15 protein-coding genes are annotated in these 20,031 nt (G+C 67.1%); 9 read left to right on the top strand and 6 right to left on the bottom strand.

The annotated features are described in order from the left end of the window. A partial coding sequence (locus L286_RS42205; protein WP_021223898.1) for an HlyD family type I secretion periplasmic adaptor subunit occupies nucleotides 1-1,290 on the top strand: 1,290 nt, incomplete at its 5' end. Between the two features lie 127 nt (nucleotides 1,291-1,417). Further along, complete coding sequence (locus L286_RS42200) at nucleotides 1,418-5,155, top strand: calcium-binding protein (protein ID WP_020817496.1); 3,738 nt, start codon at nucleotides 1,418-1,420, stop codon at nucleotides 5,153-5,155. 216 nt (nucleotides 5,156-5,371) lie between these two features. Here L286_RS42200 and L286_RS42195 read toward each other — a convergent pair whose 3' ends face one another. From L286_RS42195 to L286_RS42170, 6 genes are all read right to left on the bottom strand, one after another. Continuing rightward, nucleotides 5,372-6,754 carry a lipopolysaccharide biosynthesis protein gene (locus tag L286_RS42195; protein ID WP_020817497.1) on the bottom strand — a complete coding sequence of 461 codons (1,383 nt, stop codon included), beginning with the start codon at nucleotides 6,752-6,754 and terminating at the stop codon, nucleotides 5,372-5,374. 28 nt (nucleotides 6,755-6,782) lie between these two features. Beyond that, on the bottom strand, nucleotides 6,783-7,535 hold the full coding sequence (locus L286_RS42190; RefSeq protein ID WP_013041516.1) for a LuxR C-terminal-related transcriptional regulator: 753 nt from the start codon (nucleotides 7,533-7,535) through the stop codon (nucleotides 6,783-6,785). A 344-nt stretch (nucleotides 7,536-7,879) separates the two neighbouring features. Further along, nucleotides 7,880-8,563, bottom strand: a complete 684-nt coding sequence (locus tag L286_RS42185; RefSeq protein ID WP_007689444.1) for a PIG-L deacetylase family protein — start codon at nucleotides 8,561-8,563, stop codon at nucleotides 7,880-7,882. Between the two features lie 3 nt (nucleotides 8,564-8,566). After that, on the bottom strand, nucleotides 8,567-9,481 hold the full coding sequence (locus L286_RS42180; protein ID WP_020817499.1) for a formyltransferase family protein: 915 nt from the start codon (nucleotides 9,479-9,481) through the stop codon (nucleotides 8,567-8,569). Then, nucleotides 9,444-10,040: a sugar transferase gene (locus L286_RS42175; protein WP_020817500.1), complete on the bottom strand. Its 597-nt coding sequence runs from the start codon at nucleotides 10,038-10,040 to the stop codon at nucleotides 9,444-9,446. The genes L286_RS42180 and L286_RS42175 overlap by 38 nt, the downstream gene beginning before the upstream one ends. After that, the gene (locus L286_RS42170) at nucleotides 10,037-11,221 is read right to left on the bottom strand and encodes a glycosyltransferase family 4 protein (protein ID WP_020817501.1); all 1,185 of its coding nucleotides are present in this window, start codon (nucleotides 11,219-11,221) and stop codon (nucleotides 10,037-10,039) included. Before L286_RS42170 ends, L286_RS42175 begins: the two co-directional genes overlap by 4 nt. 402 nt (nucleotides 11,222-11,623) lie before the next feature. On the opposite strand from L286_RS42170, the gene L286_RS42165 reads away from it, so the two are divergent. The 7 genes from L286_RS42165 (at nucleotide 11,624) to L286_RS42135 (ending at nucleotide 20,031) form a co-directional block, all read left to right on the top strand. Next, a complete protein-coding gene (locus L286_RS42165) occupies nucleotides 11,624-13,750 on the top strand; it encodes a polysaccharide biosynthesis protein (RefSeq protein WP_020817502.1) in 2,127 nt (708 codons plus the stop codon). Between the two features lie 15 nt (nucleotides 13,751-13,765). Next, complete coding sequence (locus L286_RS42160) at nucleotides 13,766-15,004, top strand: DegT/DnrJ/EryC1/StrS family aminotransferase (protein ID WP_020817503.1); 1,239 nt, start codon at nucleotides 13,766-13,768, stop codon at nucleotides 15,002-15,004. A gap of 16 nt (nucleotides 15,005-15,020) precedes the next feature. Further along, nucleotides 15,021-15,863: a sulfotransferase family protein gene (locus tag L286_RS42155; protein WP_020817504.1), complete on the top strand. Its 843-nt coding sequence runs from the start codon at nucleotides 15,021-15,023 to the stop codon at nucleotides 15,861-15,863. A 211-nt stretch (nucleotides 15,864-16,074) separates the two neighbouring features. Then, complete coding sequence (locus L286_RS42150; protein WP_013041510.1) at nucleotides 16,075-16,650, top strand: polysaccharide biosynthesis/export family protein; 576 nt, start codon at nucleotides 16,075-16,077, stop codon at nucleotides 16,648-16,650. Beyond that, nucleotides 16,650-17,900, top strand: coding sequence for an outer membrane beta-barrel protein (locus tag L286_RS42145; protein ID WP_020817505.1), 1,251 nt, complete (start codon nucleotides 16,650-16,652; stop codon nucleotides 17,898-17,900). The genes L286_RS42150 and L286_RS42145 overlap by 1 nt, the downstream gene beginning before the upstream one ends. Before the next feature lie 134 nt (nucleotides 17,901-18,034). Continuing rightward, nucleotides 18,035-19,171, top strand: a complete 1,137-nt coding sequence (locus tag L286_RS42140) for a glycosyltransferase family 4 protein (RefSeq protein ID WP_007689465.1) — start codon at nucleotides 18,035-18,037, stop codon at nucleotides 19,169-19,171. Between the two features lie 2 nt (nucleotides 19,172-19,173). Next, complete coding sequence (locus L286_RS42135) at nucleotides 19,174-20,031, top strand: sulfotransferase domain-containing protein (RefSeq protein WP_235181739.1); 858 nt, start codon at nucleotides 19,174-19,176, stop codon at nucleotides 20,029-20,031.

Raw genomic sequence — 20,031 nt, 5'->3', positions numbered from 1 at the left:
AGGCCGGAGGTGCGCGGCGGATTGCTGGTGGCGGCCGCCTTTTTCCTGCTGTTCCTGGGCTGGGCGGCCTTTGCCCGGCTGGACGCGGCGGCGCTGGCGCCGGGGCGCACCACCGTGGCGGGGCAGAGGCAGAGCGTGCAGCATCGCGACGGCGGCATCGTCGCGGCGATCCTGGTGAAGGAAGGCCAGACGGTCCGGCAGGGCGAAGTGCTGGTCCGGCTCGCCGCGCCAGCCGTGGCCGCGCAGGAGAGGGTGCTGGCGTCGCAGGCGATCTGGCTGATCGCGCAACGCGCCCGCCTGCGCGCCGAACAGGCGGGCGTGGGCATGGAGACGCCGGTCGAGTTCCGCAACCTGACCGGGGACGACCGCGCCGATGCGCAAGCGGCGATGCGGGCGCAGCGGGCGCAGATGGCGGCGCGGTCGGCGCTGCTCGGCACGCAGCAGGGCGTGGCGATGCATGAGGGGAGCCAGGCAGGGTCTCAGGCGGCGGGCTATCGCGAGCAGGTCGCGTCGGTGATCGAGCAGGAACGGCTGATCACCGACGAGCTGGAGAGCCTGCGCACCGTGGCGGAGAAGGGCTTTGTCAGCAAGACGCGCATCCGCGCGCTGGAGCGGGCCAAGGCGGACCTGATCGGCCAGCGCGGGCGCCTGCGCGCTGCCCGCGACAGCGCCGCCAACATGGTGGGGGAGGCGCGGCTGAAGGCGCTGGAGGCGAAGCAGAACCTTGAGGAGAAGATCGCGTCGGAACTGCGCGATACCCAGGCGCTGCTGGGCGACGTGCTGCCCAAATGGGGCGCGGCGCGGGACGAACTCGCCCGGACGCAGGTGCGCGCGCCGGTGAGCGGGACAGTCGTCGGCCTTGGCGTGCATACGGTGGGCGGGGTGATCGCGGCCGGTCAGACGCTGATGGACATCGTGCCGCGCCATTCCGCCGTGGTGATCGAGGCGCGATTCTCCCCCACCGACGTCGACGACCTGGCCGTGGGGCAGAAGGCGGAGATACGCTTCGCCGGCTTTCCGGGGCGCAGCCTCCCGATCATCGAGGGCAAGGTGACCCGCATATCGGCGGACAGCTTTGTCGAGGAGAAGACGGGCATCGCCTATTTCGCGGGAGAGGTGACCATCGCGCCCGATCAGATCGCGCTGATCCGGCGGTATCGGGAAGGCGATTTCGCGATGAAGCCGGGCATGCCGGTGGAGGTTGTCGTGCCGCTACGGCGGCGGACGGCGCTGCAATATATGGTCGACCCGCTGACCGACAGCATGTGGCGTTCCTTCCGGGAGCAATAGGCGCGCGCCTACACCCATTGGCGCACTCCCGAAGGTGTAGGCGCTATCCCTAAGACCTCACCGCCGCGATGCGATTTGCCGCTAAGGATTCCGGACCTTTCACAAGGACGCTGGATAGGGGGCGGGCATGGCGAATTTCTTTAACGTGGTGGGAAGCCAGACCATCACGGCAGGTAGTGAGAAGGACCAGTTCTTCGCCTTCACCCGGCTTGCCAATCTCGACACGGTGCGCCCCGACGCGGTGCTGGCGCAACTGGCATGGAACTCCGCGATCCTGACCGGCAGCGGCGCGGCCTATCAACTGGCCGCCAGCAACATCCAGATTTCCATGGACCTGCTGATGGGCGGCACCGGCACGGACGTCATCTATGGGTCCAACCTGTCCGACGCGATCTTCTACAATAATGGCGTGATTTCCGGCGGCTTCGGCAGCTTCGACAATATCGAGCAGTTCTGGCTGGGCGACGGGGACGACATCATCGACCTGACGGCGCATGGCGCGGGCGGGATCGACTATGCCAAGGACGTGCTGGTCCAGGCGGGCCTTGGCAACGACATCGTCATCGGCGGCGCGGGCAAGGACAATCTTCAGGGCGACGGCGGCAACGACATCATCTTCGGCTGGCGCGGCAGCGACACGATAGCCGGCGGCGCGGGGGACGACCTGCTCTACGGCGACGATCTGGGCTTCAACAACATCTCTGGCGACGATACCATCGACGGCGGCACGGGCAACGACATCCTCTATGGCGGCCGCGGCAGCGACAGGATGACCGGCGGCGACGATGACGACATCCTCTACGGCCAGGCCGGCGGCGACAACATGTCGGGCGGGTCGGGCAACGACATTCTCCATGGCGACGATGCCGACACCAACAGCAACGATACGCTGAACGGCGATGCGGGCAATGACCAGCTTTATGGCGGCGCGGGCAGCGACGAACTCTATGGCGGCACCGGCGACGACCTGTTGGATGGCGGCAGCGGCAACGATTACATGCATGGCGGCGCGGGCAACGACACGATCCTCGCGGGCGCGGGCAACGACGTGATAGACGGCAGCGCGGACGTCGACACGCTGGTCTTTTCGGGCAACCGGATGGACTATGTTTTCACGCTCCAGGCCGACGGCAGCCATGTCGCGGTCGACCAGCGCGCCGGCTCTCCGGAGGGTAGCAAGACGATCCGCAACGTCGAATATTTCCAGTTCGCGGACATGACGACCCCTTCCACCGCGCTGAATGCGCCGCCGGTCATCACGTCCAACGGCGGCGGCTCCAGCGCGTCCCTGACCGTCGATGAGAACGTCACCGCCGTCACCATCGTCACCGCGACAGATCCCGACATGGGGCAGGCGGTCGCCTTTTCCATCGTCGGCGGCGCAGACGCCGCGCTGTTCGCGATCGACGCGCTGACGGGCGAGCTGCGTTTCCTCGCCGCGCCCAATTTCGAAAGCCCGGCCGATGCCGACCGCGACAATGTCTACCAACTGATCGTCGCCGCCAATGACGGCAATGGCGGCGTGGACACGCAGGCGCTTTCCGTGACCGTGAACGACGTGCCGGACGGCTCCGCGCCGGTCATCACCTCCAATGGCGGCGGCGCCAGCGCGGCGATCGCCATTGACGAGAATGGGACGGCTGTGACCAGCGTCACCGCCACCGATGCCGACAGCCCGTCGATCGGCTTCGCCATCATCGGCGGAGCGGATGCGGCGCTCTTTGAGATCGATGCGGTGACGGGCGCGCTCCGCTTCAAGGCCGCGCCGGACCACGAAGCCCCCGCCGACGCCGATCATGACAATGTCTATGACGTGATCGTGCAGGCCAGCGACGGCGCCAATGCGGACCAGCAGATGCTGGCGGTGACCGTCGCCAATCTCAACGATAACGCGCCGGTGCTGACTTCCTATGCCGGGGCGGCTTCCGTCGCCCTTTCCGTCGCCGAAAACAGCCTGCTCGCCGCGACGGTCCAGGCCAGCGATGCCGACGGCGCGGCGCTCAGCTACAGCATCGGCGGGGGCGCCGACGCGGCGCTGTTCACCATAGATCCGGCGACGGGTGCGCTGAGCTTCAAGACGGCGCCCGATTTCGAAGCGCCCGACGACAGCAATGGCGACCGCCTCTACCATGTCATCGTCAGCGCCAGCGACGGCAGCACCAGCGTCTCGCAGACCCTGGCCATCAGCGTCGCCAATGTGAACGACAACGCGCCGATCATCACCTCCAACGGCGGCGGCGCGTCGGCGTCGATCAGCATGGCGGAGAATGCGGGCGCCGTGACCGTCGTCACCGCCAGCGACGCGGACGGGACCGCGCCCGGCTTCGCCATTTCCGGGGGAGCCGACGCCGCGCTGTTCACCATAGATCCGGTGACGGGCGCCCTTTCCTTCATCAACGCCCCGGATTTCGAGAACCGGCTCGATGCCGATGGCGATGGCGTCTACCAGGTGACGGTGCGCGCGACCGACGGCAGCAACGCCGATGACCAGCTTCTGTCGATCACCGTCACCGACGTCGCGGAAAACGGGAAGACGATCACGGGATCTTCGGGCAACAACACGATCAGCCCGACGACCGCCGTGCTCGCCTATCAGACCACGGCGCTCAACGACACCATCTACGCCCTTGCCGGCAATGACGTCATCGATGGCGGAGCAGGCGCGGACTATATGGACGGCGGCGCGGGCAACGACAGCTTCTATGTCGACACATGGTCGGACGACGGCTTTGCCGGCAATGACGACCAGGTGATCGAACTGGCGGGCGGCGGCAGCGACCTTGTCTATGCTTCCGTCAGCTACCGCCTCGCCGCCAATGTCGAGAAGCTGACGCTGACCGGCGCGGCGGCGATCAACGGCATGGGCAATGAACTGACCAACACCATCACCGGCAATGATGCGGCCAATATGCTGTCGGGCGGCCTGGGCGCCGACATCCTCTACGGCATGGGCGGCGCCGACGCGCTGTACGGCGGCGACGATAACGACACCCTCTTCGGCGGCGACGGCGACGACATGCTGGTCGGCGGGCTGGGCGACGATTATCTGGACGGCGGCGCGGGCGCCGACAGCATGACCGGGGGCCTGGGCAATGACAGCTATATCGTCGACAGTTGGTCCGATGACGGCAACAGCGCCAATGACGACCTGATCGTCGAGCTGGCGGGCGAGGGGACCGATCAGGTGAGCGCCTCCGTCAGCTACAAAATGGCGGCCGAGATCGAGAAGCTGGTTCTGACCGGCACGGACTCGATCGACGGCATCGGCAACGACATCGCCAACACGATGACCGGCAACAGCGGCAATAACGGCCTGTGGGGCGGGCTGGGCAACGACACCCTGCTGGGCAATGGCGGCGACGACCGGCTCTATGGCGAGGACGGGCAGGACAGCCTGGACGGCGGCGCGGGCAACGACCTGCTGGACGGCGGCGCGGCGGGCGACACGCTGAAGGGCGGGGCGGGCAGCGACATGCTGATCGGCGGCGCGGGCAAGGACACGCTGACCGGCGGCGCGGAGGCGGACGTCTTCGTCTTCAACCGCGGCGACACGACGCTCAACACGGCAAGCTATGACCGCATCACCGATTTCAAGGCGATCGAGGGCGACCGCATCGACCTCGACTTCCTGAACGGCTCCCTGCCCGCGGCCGACTATGCCGAACGGACGATCGCCACCAACAATTTCGCCGACGCGCTGGCGGCGGCCAACACCACCGCGGGCGTCAATCATGTGGCGTTCGTCGCCGGCACGACCGATGGCTGGATCTTCTACGACGCCAATGGCGACGGCGCCTTCGACCAAAGCGTCCAACTGGTGGGCGTCAACAGCCTGGCCGGGGCGGATTCGACCAGTTTCTTCTAGGACCGATCGACATTCAGCCCATAACGGCCTGCAAATGGTTGAAGCGAGTCACGTGCCTCGCTTCAATCCCGTGCTTCCGGTGCTCACGTACTTTAAGTACGCTGCGCTCCGGGTCACAGAAAACTACCATTTTCGGCTCGCCCTGAACTGAATGTCGATCGGTCCTAGGATTTGTGGGGATGGAAATGTGCCGGGCCGGTCGACGCCCGATCCGGCTCAGCCCATGCTCGCCGCGACTGGCCGCACCCTTGCCCGCCGCAACCAGGCGACGTCTAGCAGCACCGCCGTCACCACGCCCAGCATCACATGGGCCATGTTCCCGCCAATGGGTCCGTAACGGGGAACGGCATAGGCCGCGACCGCCACGAACAGCGCCGTGCCGAAGCCGGAGATCGCAAGGACCGCCCAGCTCCGGTTCATCGCCAGCATCGCCGAGCGGGACGGCGCGGCATGCAGCATCAGCATCACGGCGACCAACTGCGTCAGCAGCAGGATATAGGTTTCCGAATAGGCCGCGCCCGGCCCGACCCGGATGAGCAGCGGCCCCAGCAGCCAGGCGCCCGCCAGCATGGCGAGGCCGACCGCCGCCAGCGCCATCTGCACCTGCAGCGTCGCCGCCCGGAATGTCCGGACATTGCCGTTCGCCCACATGCGCGCGACATCGGGATAGACGACCGCCTGCACCTGCGCGCCCACCTGCGTCGCGACCTTTGCGATGCGCTTGGCGAGATAATAGACCGCCGCGGCCGAACTGCCCGCCACCGCGCCGACGAACAGCGAGTCCGCTTCCGTGGTGATGACGCGCAGGGTCAGCGAAAGGTTGGTCGAACAGGCAAAACCGAAGAAGCCCGGAAAATCCCTTACCAGGCCCTTCAGCCGGGCATGCAGCGGATTGGGTATCCCCATCTTTCTCAAGGCGCGGAATCCGACCCAGAAGACCAGGACCGAACCCAGCGCCTGCGACGCCGTCCACGCCACCATGAAGCCGACCAGGCCGGCATGCGTCACCATGCAGACGAAGGCGAGCAGGATGCGCAGCACATTGCCTGCCACCTGCGCATAGGCCAGCATCTTGAACTGGCCCGACAGGCGCAACGCGGCGGTCGGCACGCCCGCGATGTTGAACAGGGTCGCGACCGAATAGATCGCCACCAGCTCGACATGCAGGGGCTGAAGGCCAAAGAGCGGCCCGAACAGCCATGCCAGCCCGACGGCGCTGAACGCCGCCACCGCAGCGGCGCCCATGTCGAGCATCAGGCCATAGCAGTACAGCCGCTGCATCCGTCGCGGCGAACCCCTGGCTTCTTCCTCCACCGCGAAGCGGATCAGCGGCTGCCAGGATTCGAAGCGCAGGATTCGTTCGACCACGCGATTATAGGACAGGACCAGAACCATGACGCCATAGGTCGCCGGTCCCAGCGATCGGGCCGCCATCGCCACGCTGACCAGCATGATCAGCGCGTTCAGGAAATTGCCCGACAGCAAATGCCCCACCGCGATCAGCCGGCCCCGGCTTCCCTTGACCAGGAAACCCGCGAACCGGCCGCGCAGCATCGGCAAGGCGCGTGCGGCGAGCGCGCCCTTCACATCATATGCCATGACGATCCCCCCATTGGGGTCGTGAAGATCAGGCGCGGCTGGCCAGCCCCGCCAGTTCCAGGACAGGCAATTGCGTCGGATGGGGGATGGCGACGGGCAGTTCGGGTTCGACCTCCGCCACGCGTCCGCGCATGCCGTGATTGGCTGCCCAGATCGCCGCCTGGGTCCGGTTCTTGACGCGCAGCTTGCGCAGCACGGCCTTCACATGGACCTTCACGGTCGCCTCGCTGATGTCCATCCGCTTGGAAATGACCTTGTTCGGGCATCCCATGATCAGCCAGCGCAGGATTTCCAGTTCCCGGTCGGACAGGCAGGCCGCGTCCACCGGGCGTTCGACCTCCAGCGCGTCGGTCAGGCTGGGCCGGGATTGCAGCTCGTCCGCCAGTTGCGGAGGAAGGACGCGCTCGCCCATGGCCACCAGCCGCAGCGTCGCCACCAGCCGGTCGCAGGAGATTTCCTTGACGATATAGGCCAGCGCCCCGAGCCGGAAAGCCTTGAGCATGATCTGGAAATCGAACCTGTCGGACAGCAGGACGAGATAGGAACAGGGAAAACGTTTCTGCAGAACCGAAAGCGTTTCTATGTCCATCGCTTCGGTCCCGTCGTCGATCAGCAACAGGGACGGGCCCGTATCCTCCTCCGGCACCTCAACCTGTTGAAGCGCCGCGGCGATATTGGGATATTGGGTTACGCGGAAATCCCGTTCAATCAGGATGCGGCTGAGCCCCTCCCGAACGATTGCATTACCGCACAACAGACGCACATTAACTGGGTAAGACATTGGGTGGTCCCCTCATGATCTCCTCTACCCCCGTAAGCAGGCCCCAAACGGAATGTAGAAGACCAGTAATCAAATGCCTGTAGTGCGACCCTTTCTTTTTGTTTCAACAACTTATCAGTAGCATATTTTTGCCGCGAGAGTCCCGATATGTTCAATGGAAATTTCGGGTGCGCGCAATAAGGCATTAACATATTGTTAATCTGCTGAATTTTTCACGCCATTGCGAAAATATGCCGCACCTGCGGCAGCCCAGCTTACTACTTTGGTGTTATCGCGAATGGTCTAGCCGGGAATCGCCCGCGCCGTTTCGCATCCGGAGCGATTCGGGCGGAAAGTAATCCAGGTTAATCTATTTGTCGCACCAGAACAAATGCTTCGGCCGCCTGGCGATAGACCGTCGCGCCGCGCAGCGTCGCGAGGGCGCGAATGGCCTCTATCGACCGTTCGTCGGGGCTGGGTTTCACCTGGCTCCGGAACGCCTGGAAGGCGGCGATCTTGCGCTCTATCGTCTCGCTGATGTCGACGAACATGTTTGGGATGAAGGCGGGCGTGACGCCGGGGGCTAGCCAGTTGGTTTCCGACAGAGTCTCATAGGCCAGGACGCAGCTTGGCCCGCCCGGCCCTCGCGGCCGGGCGTGGACCAGCGCGGCGTTGAAGACGATCTGATGGTCCAGATGGATGTCGCCGATGAAGGGGATCAGCAGCAGGTCGGGCGCGATCCGCGACAGCGCGTCCGACAGCGCCGCATTCAGCTCGCTGCGCCTGACCTGGTCCAGCCCGGCGGCCGGGAAATCCAGGAAGCAGGTGTCGGCCACGCCGATCGTCCCGTGCGCCTGCAGCGTTTCGGAGCGTATCCGCCGCACCAGTTCCTCGTCGAACAGCGGCGGCTGCCCGCGGGTGACGACGACGACATGCACCTCGGCCCCCGCTGCCGCCGCCCGCGCCATGGTGCCGCCGCAACCCAATATCTCATCGTCGGGATGGGGCGCGACCACCGCGACCCGTCGGGCGTTGAAAGGCAGCGACATCGGCTATTCCCCCAAAATGGCGTGGAGTTTCGGCGGCTTGTCAGGACCGCTCCATTGCGTGACGGCAAGGGCGGTGGCCTGGCCGCAGAGGATGGTGAAACCCTCCGCCGTCCGCGCCACGACCTGTCCCGGCAGGGCCGCATGACGCCAGCCCATGTCGGACGGCGCCGCCGCCCAGATCCTGAGGTCCGCGCCGTCCAGCCGGGTGAAGGCGCCGGGATAGGGATGGCCGGCGGCGCGGATCAGGCGCAGCACGTCGCCGGCCGGCCGCCGCCAGTCGATCAGCCCGTCCGCAGGGGTCCGGCGCGCCGCCCAGGTGGCGCAGCCTTCGTCCTGCGCCGTGCGCGGCATCTCCCCCGCCGCGATCCGCTCCAGCATGCGGTCGAGCATGACGGCCAGCGCTCGCATATGCTTGGCATAGAGCGTGGCCGCCGTTTCGTCCGGCGCGACATGGAAGAATTGCTGATCGGCTATGTCGCCCGTGTCCGTGCCCGCATCGATCCAGAACAGGGTTCCGGCGGTGATCGGTTCCTGCTGCAATATCGTCCAGGGAATGGCGGCGCGGCCGCGCAGCCGGGGCAGGGCGGCGGGATGATAGCCGATCGCCCGGTCGGGAAAGAGCGCGCGGAAGGCGGGCCCGCAAATCTGGGACCAGCCCATGACGAAGGCGATGTCGGCGCCCGCGTCGCGGATCGCGGCCAGCGCTTCCTCCCGGTTGATATTGTCGACATGGATGACCGGGCAGCCCCGCGCGCGCGCCGCCGGCTCCAGGTCGACATAATCGGAATGGCGCCCGGCCAGCGCGGGATCGAGCGTGACGATGGCGGCCATGTCCCATGCCGGATGGCGGGCGATCGCTTCGAAGGCGATCCGCGTGGTTTCAACCGCCCCGATGAGGAGGGCGCGCTTCGTCGGCATGCCAGTCTATCCTTTTTTCGCCGCCGATCACGACCAGCAGCGTGCGGGCGATGATCTGCGCGTCCAGGCGGGCGCTGCGGCGGCGCACATAGCAGAGGTCGAAGCGCAGCTTTTCCTCGACGCTCAGCAGCGTGTTGCCGCTGACCTGCGCCAGGCCGGTCAGGCCCGGCCGCACCTTGCCCCGCTCCACGCCGTCGCGGCCCATGGCGGCGATGCTGTGGGGCAGCAGGGGCCGGGGGCCGACGAAATCCATCTCGCCGCGTGCGATGTTGATCAGTTCGGGCAACTCGTCCAGCCGGGAGCGCCGCAAGAACCGCCCCACCGCCGTGATCCGCTGCGCATCCGGCAGCAGGGCGCCCTGGCCGTCGCGCAGGTCGCGCATGCTGCGGAACTTGATCATGGCGAAGGGCCGCCCGCCCAGGCCGCTTCGGGCCTGGCGAAACAGCACCGGCCGCCCCAGGCCGATCAGCACCAGCAGGGACAGCAGCAGCAGCAGCGGGGCCAACAGCGCGAGAAGGGCGATCGCCAGCAATCCCGCCGGGCGCAGGCGGGCGGTCATGCGCCTTCCGGCACCAGCAGCGCGGGTGGAGGCGCGGGCACGGGCGTCGCGCTGGCCGCGCCGCGCAATTGCATGACGTCCAGCAGCATGGCGTTGACCTTGTCCACATCATAGATGTCGACCGCCGTCCGCCGCGCCGCTGCGGCCATGGCGGCGACGCGCTCCGGTTGGGCGATCATTTTTTCCATGGCGGCGGCCAGCGCAGGGCCGTCGCGGGGCGGCACGAGCAGGCCGTTGACGCCGTGGCGGACCGGCTCGCGGCAGCCGGGCATGTCGGTGGTGATGACCGGCCGTCCGGTCGCCAGCGCCTCCAATATCGTGCGGGGCAGGCCCTCCCGGTAGAAGGACGGCAGAACGAAGGCGTGGGCGGCCGCGATGAAGGGCCGCACGTCGCGGGTTTCGGGCAGGAATTCGATCAGCCCGGCTTTCCGCCATTGCTCCAGATCGGCCGCGGTATAGCCGGTCGGATTTTCCGCCTCCGGCCGGGTCAGCAGCAGGAAGCGGACCTCCGGGCGGCTTGCGCGGACGATCCGGGCGGCCTCGACATATTCGCCCACGCCCTTGTCGCGCATCAGCCGGCCCATCATCAGGAAGGTGAAGGGGCCTTCGGGCAGGGGCCGTTCGGCGAAGTGCCGGATGTCGATGCCGGAACCGGGAACCTGCATGACCCTTTGCGCCGGCGAGACGATCCCGCTTTCGCGCATCAGGCGATGATCGTCGCCGTTGAACACGAAGATGCAGCGCGCCCGGGAGACGCCGATCCGGTAAAGCCGCGACACGACGGCCCGCAACCAGCGGCGGCCGTCGGCTTCCTCGCTGAAGACATAGCCAAGGCCGCTCATGATCGCGAAATAGCGCGCCCGGCTCCACAGGCGGGCGGCCAGCCCGCCATAGATGATCGGCTTTTGCGTATAGGCGATGACGACATCGGGCCGCTCCGCCCGCATCAGCCGCCGGTAATGGAGCAGGGTGCGCAGGTCATGCAGCGGATTGGTGCCCGCCCGCGCCATGGGCGTCCGGCGAAAGCGCACGCCCATGCCCGCCAGCCTGGCCAGCACCTCCGGCTCCTCGTCCGGGGCGCAGGCCACGACCTCATGCCCCTCCTCGATCATCCGGGCGATCAGCGCCCCACGGAAGTTGACCAGCGACCAGGACAGGCTGGAGAGGATCACGACTTTCATGGCGCATATGCCTCTCTGGCTGGCCTGATTTTTTCGCGTTCCTGCCTGCGCAGGAACACGTCATTGGGTGGGATAGCACGCCCTGTCGCCCCATTTTGCGGTGCATCGGTAGATATCCCTTTGAGGCAGGCGGCATCCCCTCCGCGCACGGCGCGGCCCCGCAGTGGCACGACGGCACTGGCCACATAGCCATAAGGGGAGATCGCCCGCACCGGCCGCGCCGCGCAAGGGATAAAGGATGATGTCCGGTCGATCGATTACCGGGAAGCCCCTGTTTCGATAGCCTGATGCCTACCGTCGGTTGCGGCGGGCATGCAGGGCAACGCCTCCAGGCAACCCTCTTCCATCGCAACCGGCGGACCAAGGGTTCGTAGACAAGCGCCCGAAATCGGAGACAAGCGAATGCCGAATATCGCGCCAGCCGGGCAGAATGAGGCGGAAGCCGCCGCGGAAACGCCCCTCCTGCGGCTGGATGCCGCCGTCCGCGCTTTCGCGGCGCGGGGCGCCACGCGCTTCTGGGCGATCAGGCTGGCCGTCATCCTGGCGCTGGACGCGCTCATCATGCTGGGCAGCTTCGTTCTTTCCCGCCTGATCCTGTCCGACCTGCCCATGCCCCGGACGCTGCTGGACCCCTGGTTCATGGCGCTGTTCGTCGGCGTGAACCTCAGCGTGCTGTTCGTCGTCGGCACCTATCGACAAAGCTGGCGCTTCCTGTCGATCGGGGACGCGCTGTCGCTGGCGGCCAGCCTGCTCGCCAGCAGTTGGCTCATCTGGATGATCACCGCCGGGTTGCTGGCGCCGCAGAAGATGATGCGCGGGCCGATGACCGTCTTCCTGACCGTCGACGTGCCGCTGACCGTCGCCGCGCTGCTGGCGGTGCGCGTGCTGCGGCGGCAGTTCTTCAAGCATGTTCGGGCGGCGCGGCTGCGCCGGACGGTGCAGGCGCGCCGCCGCATCCTGTTGCTGGGCGAACTGGATTGGGCGCGGGTGATGGCGGACCTTGTCCCCACCGAGGCACATTCGGGGCTGGAGATCGTCGGCGTCATTTCCTTCGACGGGCATGACCGGCGGCTGCATGTCGGCGGCCTGCCGATATTGGGATCGCCGGAGATGCTGCCCCGGATCGTCGCGGACCTCGACCGCGCGGGCAAGCGTCCGGTCAGCCTAGTGGTGCAGGAAAGCAGCGAGCGGCTCGACCGGCAGCAGATATTGCGCATCGCCAGCCTGGCCGAGCAGGAAAATCTGGTCGTCTCGCGCTTCCGCAATCCCTGGACCAGCGCCCAATCCATGGACGGCGACCGCATGGCGATAGAGAAGATGCCGCTCGCCGAACTGCTGGGGCGTCCGGAAATCACCGTGCAGCACAGCTATCTGGAACGGGTCGTCACCGGGGCGCGGATCATGGTGACGGGCGCGGGCGGCACGATCGGCGGCGAACTGGTGCGCCAGCTTGCCTATTATTCCCCGGCGGAGATCGTGCTGCTCGATCACAGCGAATATAATCTCTACGCCATAGAGATGGAGGCGCGGGAGAAATTCCCCCATATCCGCTTCCACGCCGAACTCTGCTCCATCCGCCAGCGCCCCGCCCTCTGGCAGGTGTTCGAGCGGCGGCGGCCGCAGATCGTCTTTCACGCCGCCGCGCTGAAGCACGTACCGATGGTGGAGGCCAATCCCTGCGCCGGGGTGCACACCAATGTGCTGGGCACCCGCAACGTCGCGGACGCGGTCTGCGAGTTCGAGGCGCGAGCGATGATCCAGGTGTCGACCGACAAGGCGGTGAACCCCGTCGGCCTGATGGGCGCCACCAAGCGGCTGGGCGAATTATACTGCCAGGCGCTCGACCTGATCGGCAGTTGCGATCCTGACAGTCCGCGCTTCCTGACGGTGCGCTTCGGCAATGTGCTGGGGTCCAGCGGATCGCTGATCCCGCTGTTCCAGCAGCAACTGGCGAACGGCAAGCCGCTGACCGTCACCCATCCCGACATCGAACGCTTCTTCATGACCGTGCAGGAGGCGGTGCTGCTGATCCTGCAAAGCAGCGCCCGCGCATTGGAGACGGATTCGGAACGCGGCACCATCTTCGTCCTCGACATGGGGGAGCCGGTGAAGATCGTGGAGATCGCCCGCCGCGTCATCCGCATGGCGGGGCTGCGGCCGGAGATCGACGTGCCGATCAGGTTCATCGGCCTGCGTCCCGGCGAAAAGCTGTTCGAGGAATTGTTCGACAGCAGCGAGGACAAGATCGAAAGCGCCATTCCCGGCATTTTCGAGGCGATGCCCTCGCCCATCCCGCTGGAGATGCTGGTGGAGGGCTTCGCCCAGCTCGCCCGGCTGATCGCGGCGGGCGACGCGGACGAGCTGGTGCGGCTGACGCACGAGATGGTCGCTGCCTCGGCCAGTTCGCGCTGGGCGGAGATATTGCGGCGGCTGGCGGCGGAAAGTTCCGACACGCTGCTGATGATGCCGCCGCGCCCGGCGGACATTCCGGCCGCCCTGTCCTCGCCGCTGCCGCGCGATGTCGCCTGACCTTCCGGAGGAACCATGATGCAAGCCGCGCCAGCCCCAGCCCGGATCGCGCCCCGCGCCAGCCCGACCCGCCTCAGCCCGCTCGACCATCCGACGCTGCGCTGGCCGCAGCATGAGGCCGACGAGATCGCGGCGGCGACGCATGTTCTGGAGACCGGGCGGGTGAATTCCATGGTCCATGGCGAGCAAGGTCGCGCCTTCGAAGCCGAGTTCGCGGCCTTTTGCGGCATGCCCCGCGGCATTGCGGTCAGCAACGGCACGGTGGCGCTGGAACTGGCGCTGCGGGCGCTGGGCATCGGCGCGGGCGACGAGGTGATCCTGCCTTCGCGCAGCTTCTTCGCCAGCGCGGCCTGCATCGTCGCGGTGGGCGCCACGCCGGTCTTCGCCGACATCGATCCGGTCAGCAACAATATCGATCCGGCGTCGGTCCGTCGCATGCTGTCGCCGCGCAGCCGGGCGATAATATGCGTGCATCTGGCGGGCTGGCCCTGCGACATGGATGCGCTTCGGGCGCTGGCCGATGAAAAGGGGCTGTGGCTGGTCGAGGATTGCGCGCAGGCGCACGGCGCGACGCTGCACGGCCGGCCCGTGGGCGGCTTCGGGGATGCCGCCGCCTTCTCCTTCTGCACCGACAAGATCATGTCGACCGGCGGGGAAGGGGGCATGCTGCTGCTGCGCGACGAAGCGCATTGGAAGCGGGCCTGGGCCTATAAGGATCATGGCAAGAATCCCGACAAATTCTTCGCGCCTGCCCCGGCCAGCGGCTTCCGCTACCTGCACGACAGTTTCGGCAGCAACTGGCGGATGACCGAAATGCAGGCCGCCATCGGCCGGGCGCAGCTTGCCAAGCTGCCCGGCTGGCTTGCCCGCCGCCGCCGCAACGCGCAGGTGCTGATGCCTTTGTTGCGCGCCGTTCCGGGGCTGGAGGTGCCGGAGATTCCGGGCCATGTGGGCCATGCCTTCTACCGGCTTTACGTCACCATCGCCGCCGACCGGCTGGGCGAAGGCGGGACCGCGCCGGTCATCGACCGGATGGCGCGCATGGGCATGCCGGTCGGCAGCGGTTCCTGCGCCGACATGACGCGGGAGGCTGCCTTTGCCGCCATGGATGTGCGCCGGGACGGCATGCTGCCCGTCGCGCAGGATATGGGCCGCCGCAGCATCGCTTTCCCGGTCGACCATCTGCTGGACGATGCGGACATGCAGCGGCTCGCCAACTGCCTTGCGATCGCCCTGGCGGAACAGGATCGCTGACGAAAGGGAAGAGACAATGACCAACGACCGCCTGCCGCATTTCGTCATCATCGGCGCCGTCAAGGGCGCGACGACCTGGATCCACAACCAGCTTCAGGATAATCCGGCCATCTACCTGCCCGCGCCGGAACCGCATTTCTTCAGCCAGGATTTCGATCGCGGCCTCGACCATTATCGCCGTTTCTTCGACGGGGCGCGGCCCGACCAGATGCTGGGGGAAAAGTCGGCCGACTATCTCGCCCATGCGGACGCGCCCGCCCGCCTTGCCGCCGTCTTGCCCAGGGCGCGGCTGGTGGTGCAGCTTCGCAACCCTGTCGACCGGGCCTATTCCGATTACAAGATGCTGTTCCGGCGCGGCACGGTGACGAAGGGGCCGGACCATTATCTGGACGGCCGCCCGAACGACCAGCCGCGCTTCCTGGAGGATGGGCTTTACGCGAAGCATCTGCGCCGCTGGCTCGCCCATTTCGATGCGGAGCAGATCAAGGTGCTGCTGTTCGAGGATGTGAAGGCCGCGCCCGAAGCGACCGTCGCCATCGTCAGCGACCATATCGGCGCGCCCTGCCATTATTCGACGCAGGTGGGCGCCGATCCCCGCAACGACAGCAGCGAAAGATTCCTGCCCCTGCCGGTGCGCACCGCGCTGGCGCCGCTGAAGGAGGCGGTGCGGCCCCTGCGCGGCAATGCGGTGTTCGAACGGGTGCGCGGCGCGTTCGCGCGGCAGATCGCCTATCCGCCGCTCGCCCCGGCGCTGCGCCGGAGCATGGTCGACTATTATGCGCGGGACATTGCCGAGCTGGAGGAGTTGATCGGGCGCGATCTCAGCCATTGGCGGCAGGATAGGCGGTTGGCGGCTTGACGATATGTGCTCCTGCGAAGGCAGGAGCCTAGTTCGGGCGGCGGGACTGGGCTCCTCGCAGGAGCACGATATGCCAGCAACGCCTCCTTCGAATCACCCCCAAAGCGCCCCGCCCCTCGCCCCTTTTTGCCCGCCCGCGATCCGTTATTGCCCGCCCCTGAATCAGCCTAAGGGCTTAAACTTCCGCCCTATCCATCGAGAGGGGACGCAGATGCGCAACCGGCTTCACCATGGCATTTTCCTTGGCCTTTTCGCCCTGAGCACCGCCTGTTCGAGCGGGCTGTCGGGACTCGCCAGCCTGCCGCCTGCCCCGACCGTCGCCTATCGCCTGGGCGCGGGGGACGAGGTGCGGGTGGCGATTCCGGGCCTCAGCGGGGCCGATTCCGGCGAGGGCAGCTACACGATCAACGATCGCGGCCAGATTTCGCTGCCGGTGCTGGGCGATGTCGACGCGGGCGGCAAGACGGTCCCGGAATTGCAGGCCAGCATCGCCAGCCAACTGACCCAGCGCCAGTTGCTCAATGCCCCGACCGTCAGCGTCCAGCCAGTGAGATTGCGTCCCTTCTATGTGCTGGGCGAGGTGAAGAGTCCCGGCGAATATCAATATCGCGCGGGCATGTCGGTGCTGGCGGCGGTGTCGGTGGCGGGCGGATATACCTTTCGCGCCGAACAGGGCAGCGTCGCCATCACCCGCATGGTCGACGGGCGGCAGGTGGTCGGTCGGGCGGGCGAGCGCGACATGATCCAGCCGGGCGACACGCTGCGCATCTATGAGAAGTGGTTTTGATGGCCCGCCCGGTCTTCGGCCCGGTCCTGGGTCGGGCCTCCGGGGGAGCGGCCGCCCTGTTGCTGATGACGGCGCTGCCCGACGCCCATGCGCAGGATATGGACGCCTCCGAACCCTTGCAGGGGGAACCCGCCGCGCTGTTCGAACCGACGCCGCTGTCGCTGGGCAGCGCGACCGTCAGGATCGGCGGCAGCGCGCGCCTGGAATATGACAGCAACATCTATGCCCAGGCCTTTGGCGAGAAGGACGATTTCCGGCTCCAGTTCCGCCCCTATGTCGACCTGCTGCGCAAGAGCGGCGCGCTGGAACTGACCGTCCGGGCGGAGGGGGATTTCCGCAAATATTTCCAATATGAGAAGGAAGATGCGGCCGGCGGGCGCGTCGCCGCCGGACTGAACTGGAACCCGTCGGCCGCCGACCGGCTGAACGTCGGCGCAAGCTGGCAGCACCTGATAGAGGATCGGGGCGAGCCGGAGGGCAACACATTGCCCAATATCGGCCCGCGCGAACTCAATCTGGTGGATGGCGACCTGTCCTATCTGCATCAGGGTTCGCGCATCGGATTTCTGGTCAAGGCGACCGGCGCGCGGATGCGCTACACCCGCGCCATCGACGAGGAGCGCGACCTGGATGCGGTGGGCGGCCTGGCGCGGGTGATGCTGCGCGTGTCGCCGCTGACGAGCGTCTTCGTGGAGGGCGTCGCGGCGCATCGCGATTTCCGGCTGGCCCCCGCGCCAGGCCAGTTCAACCGCGATGCGTCGACCTATGGCGCACGGGTGGGCATCGCCATCGATCCAGGCGGCACGCTGCGCGGCGATGCCGCGGTGGGCGTCTATCGCCTGGACGCCAAGGACAAGCTGATCGAATCGCAGACCCGCATGTCGGTGCAGATCGGCCTGACATATGCGCCTCGCCCGCGCACGACCATCACGCTGGACGGCTTCGTCGGCAATGTCGCTACCTACCGGACCGGCGTGCAGTCCCGTGAGGACATGCGCTTCCGCCTGGGAATAAACCAGGAAATCCGGCATAATCTGACGGGCCGGTTGGGCATTCTCTACCGCCGCAGCAAATATTTCGGGGTCGATGACACCGACCATCTCTACGGCGTCACCGGCGAGCTGGAATATGCCGTCAACCGCCGGGTCGCCGTCGCGGGGATAGCGCGCTTTTCCAAACGCGACAGCAGCGTCCCGCTGGACGAATTCGACCGCGTCCGGGGGGGCATCGAACTGCGCATCCATTATTGACGCGCAGCCGTGCCGGGGCGGGACAGGACTGATCCAAAGGGCCGCCCCCTAACCCCTTCGCGCAATGGACTTGGGATCGCCCGCCAAGGACACTGGCCCGCGTAACAGCGTGATCATACAGGAACCCCGCCGCCATGCTGGTAAGAGCATCCAGGCCACCCAGACTCGCGTTCGTCCTTCCGGGGCTGGGCGCGGGCGGATCGGAACATATCGTCAGCCTGCTCTGCAACCATTTCGCGGCGCAGGGCTGGGCGATCAGCCTGATCGCGTTCGAGGAGCCGTCCGCTCCATCCTATTACCCCTATCGTCCCGATGTGCGGATCGTCAGGCTGGGCATGAAGTCGCGCCGCCGCGCCGCCGCGACCGGCGCGCTGGCGATGCTGCGGCGGCACAGGTTGCTGCGGCGGGCGTTGAAGGCGGCGCAGCCCGAACTGGTGGTCAGCTTCCTCACCCGCACCAACATCCTGTCCGTGCTTGCCGCATGGCCGCTCCGCATCCCGGTGATCGTGTCGGAACGCAACAATCCCGCGCTCCAGACGGTGGGGCCGGTGTGGAGCCGGCTGCGGCGGATGACCTATCCGCGCGCCCTGGGCCTCATCACCATGACCCAGGGGGCGATGGACTGGTTCCAGGGCGCCATGGACGTGAAGGGATGGGTGATCCCCAATCCGGTGCCGCCCGCCGGCGCCGCGCCGGACCGGCGGTCGGACGGCCGCACCATCGGTGCGGTGGGGCGGCTGGTGCCGCAAAAGGGATTCGACCTGCTGCTGGACGCCTTCGCCCATGTGGCGCAGCGCATACCCGACTGGAAGCTGGCGATCTGGGGCGAGGGGCCGGAGCGCGTCGCGCTGGAGCGGCAGCGCGACCGGCTGGGCCTGACGGATCGGGTCAGCCTGCCCGGCGTGACGGAAAGGCCGGGCGACTGGATTCCCCAAACCGACATCTTCGTCCTCTCCTCCCGCTTCGAAGGCTGGGGCATCGTCGTGGGGGAGGCCATGGGCGCGGGCCTGCCGGTCGTTTCCTTCGACTGCCAATGGGGTCCGGCCGAAATGATCGAGCACGACCGCAGCGGCCTGCTGGTGCCCAATGGCGACGGCGCGGCGCTGGGGGAGGCGATCGTCGCGCTCTGCAACGATCCGGCGCGGCGCGCGGCCCTGGGGCAGGCGGCGCGGGATCGGATGGCGGATTTCGGCCATGACCAGGTGCTCGCCCGCTGGCAGTCGGTCATCACCAGCATTCTCGACCATCATCGCGTGAGGGCAGGATCATGAACATGATGTCGCTGAAGGGCGTTGCGCGGGCGATGCGGCGGCGGCTGCGGGACGAACCGCCATTGCGGCTGGCGGCGGCGCGGGCCGACGCTTTCCTCGTTTCCTACCCCAAGAGCGGGCGGACATGGCTGCGTTACCTGCTCTCCTGCTATTTCGCGGAAAGCGCGAAGCTGGGCTTCGAGCCCGACCTCACCAGCACCTTCCGCATCCTGCCCAATTTCGACCGCGATCCCGTGCGCGGCATCGACGCCTTCATCGGGCGGACGGGCGAGGCGGGGCTGCCGCTGATCCTGGTCAGTCACCTGCCCTATCGCGAGCGGCTGTTCCTCGACCGGCCGGTCCTTTTCCTGGTTCGGGATCCCCGCGACGTGATCGTGTCCGCCTATTTCCACGCGACCCGGCACAAGAAGAGTTTTTCCGGCGACATGGCGGCTTTCCTGGATGAACCCAAATATGGGATGGCGGCGCTAATCGCCTATCTGAACGGCTGGGCGGCAGGGCTGGCGGGGCGGCCGCATCACCTGATCAGCTATGAACATATGCTGGCCGAACCGATGCCTGCCGTGGCGGGCATCCTCGCCTTTCTGGGCGTCGAGCCTCAGCCCGAAATGCTCGCCCGCGCCGTCGCCGCCGCGCAATTCGACCGGATGCGCGACAAGGAACGCGACGGCGGCATTCCCGGCCATGATTATGACCGCAACGACGACCAGAGCCTGCGCATGCGCAGCGGCAAGGCGGGCGCCTTCGGCGAGTGGCTGAGGCCCGATCAGGCCGATCTGGTTCTGGAACGCTGCCGGTCCGACCTGTCGCCCCGCGCCCTGGCGCTGCTGGCCGCCACCGGCGTCGACCTGGCCCGCTGA

The sequence above is a fragment of the Sphingobium sp. HDIP04 genome (assembly GCF_000445085.1).
GTDB classification, from domain to species: Bacteria; Pseudomonadota; Alphaproteobacteria; order Sphingomonadales; family Sphingomonadaceae; genus Sphingobium; species Sphingobium indicum.
The sequence above is the reverse complement of the archived record's forward strand: the minus strand, read 5'-3'. Positions and strand labels throughout refer to the sequence as shown.